This window comes from Campylobacter sp. 2457A (genome assembly GCF_020135895.1).
In the GTDB taxonomy this organism is placed as follows: domain Bacteria; phylum Campylobacterota; class Campylobacteria; order Campylobacterales; family Campylobacteraceae; genus Campylobacter_D; species Campylobacter_D taeniopygiae.
This window is the reverse complement of the sequence record NZ_JACHTO010000054.1, coordinates 1-2,000: the sequence shown is the minus strand read 5'-3', so window position 1 is coordinate 2,000 and position 2,000 is coordinate 1. Positions and strand designations below refer to the sequence as shown.

The window sequence follows — 2,000 nt, the reverse complement described above, 5'->3', positions numbered from 1 at the left end:
GAAGTCTTCATATCTCCGCGGCCGCCTGTTCCTGCTTCACCTACGACTATGTTACCAGAGTTAGCAGTTACTTTGAAAAGATTGCCACCGATTTCTTCAAGACCTGAGTTGTTTGCTACAGAAGCCATAGCCATTTTTGCCACAGCAAAGGTTTTTCCGTTGGTGAATTCTCCTAAGATATTTCCTTTATCATCCACACGTATAGCGTCTGGTTTTAGGTTTCCTGAAGGGTAACCATCGGTTGCTTGGCTTGTGAGTGCTGAAGCTGAGTTTGAACTTACAAGGCCATCATTACTTCCACTTGTTCCAAAGCTAAGCTTGATTTGTTGGTTTGGTGCTGCACCGTTGTTTGGTGAGAAATTTAAAGTTCTAGGGTTGTATGAGGATAAAGATCCGTCATTGTTAAATCTTGCTGTTCCTACAACGATATTGCTTGGACCTTCGCCTGTAGTGTTGATTTCTGCAGGTTCTGGAACGCGGATGATCATTTGCCATTCGTTTCCTCCATCTTGAGTGGTGCTTTGTTTTACAAATTGCACTTCTAGGGTGTGTTTAGAACCTAGTGAGTCATAAATTTCAAGTCCGGCTGAGAAAGAACTTAGTTTTAAAAGTTCGCTTTGTTTGACTTGGTTTCCTGCAGGGAAAACTCCATCAAGGCCTTTAAAGATTTTAGTGAAGGCATCGTTGGTGCTTACTTTGCCTAGGCTGTCTGTGTAGGAAGTGATGTTGAAATTCATATTCTTAGCACTTACAGAAACTGCGTTTGTTCCAGCACCTGCATTAGCAAGTATAGTTGAATTTTCATTCGCATTAGTGATAGAAAAAGCACCTGAATCATTAACAGTTACTTTTACACTTTGATTGATATCATCTGCATCATATCCTTTCATACCATCTCCATCATAATCCACCCCATATCTAGCATCTCTTTGTAAGAGTTCTCTTAGATCTTCGGTGGTATGAAAGGTTCTTGCATCTGTGTTTCTTAAACCACCTTGTATAGCATCATAATAATTCTTTGAAGCTGGATCAGTCGGAGCTTGTTGAGCGCCGCCTGCTTCAAATCCTTTTCCTCCATCAGGATTATACATAGGAGGTAAATTTTGTTGAGAAGAGCTATAGATATATTTATGAGCAGTAATAATTTCTACGTGATTATTTACATTATTTACTGCCAATTTATCATCAAACCAATCACTATCTTGACCTGCTGGAGTCAAATCATTAACTTTAAATTTATTATTTTCTTTATCCCAAGTTAAATTCTGATGCTCACCAGCTTCATTTCCTGCATTAACAGTTAAATTGATATTTTTCATATTATCGGTGGTGCCGTTTGAGTTGTCATTGACAAATTCTATACCGCTACCATCAGCTTTTTTTACTGCTTTTACTCCTGTACCTTCTCTACTATCAGTTGGAACAGTAAAAGTGTTAATATAAGCAACAGCTTCATCGATACTTTTAATACTTTCATTTTGAATATGAACTCCATTTAGAGTGATATCTAAAGTTACAGGATTGTCTGTATTACCCCAAAAAATAACATCATTTTGATTTGTCTGATTAGTTTCATCAAAAACTGTGCCGCCCTCTGTAGTAAATTTCGCATCAGCATAAGATACCCAAATGCCTTGACCTTCTCTTAAATTTAAACCTGTTCCGCTAGCATTAAATAAAGAAGCGCAATCGACGCCTTTTTCGGTTACATCGATGGCGTTTTTAGAAGTGGTGTAAAATTGGGTTGTGCCTGTGTCGTTTTCGTCTTTGGTTTCACCGGTTTTTTTATTGTAACCGTGGATAGAATCTAGAGAATATAAAGGTCTGCTGGCTGTGCCTATGTTTAAACCGCTGTTTAGGTTTGCTTTAATGGCGACTTCGGTTGATTTTGCGGCAGGGATGTGCATACCTGGATCGATGAAGATGTTTTGAGGAGTTCTTGAAGAATCGATGGTTTGAGTATCCCAGTTGATATTCCAACCTTGGACAACATAACCTGC

General features: G+C 38.7%; 1 protein-coding gene. It reads right to left on the bottom strand.

The genetic code is table 11. The features are described from left to right. On the bottom strand, positions 1 to 2,000 hold a 2,000-nt coding region (flgE, locus tag H2280_RS08225), incomplete at both ends, for a flagellar hook protein FlgE (RefSeq protein WP_337216234.1).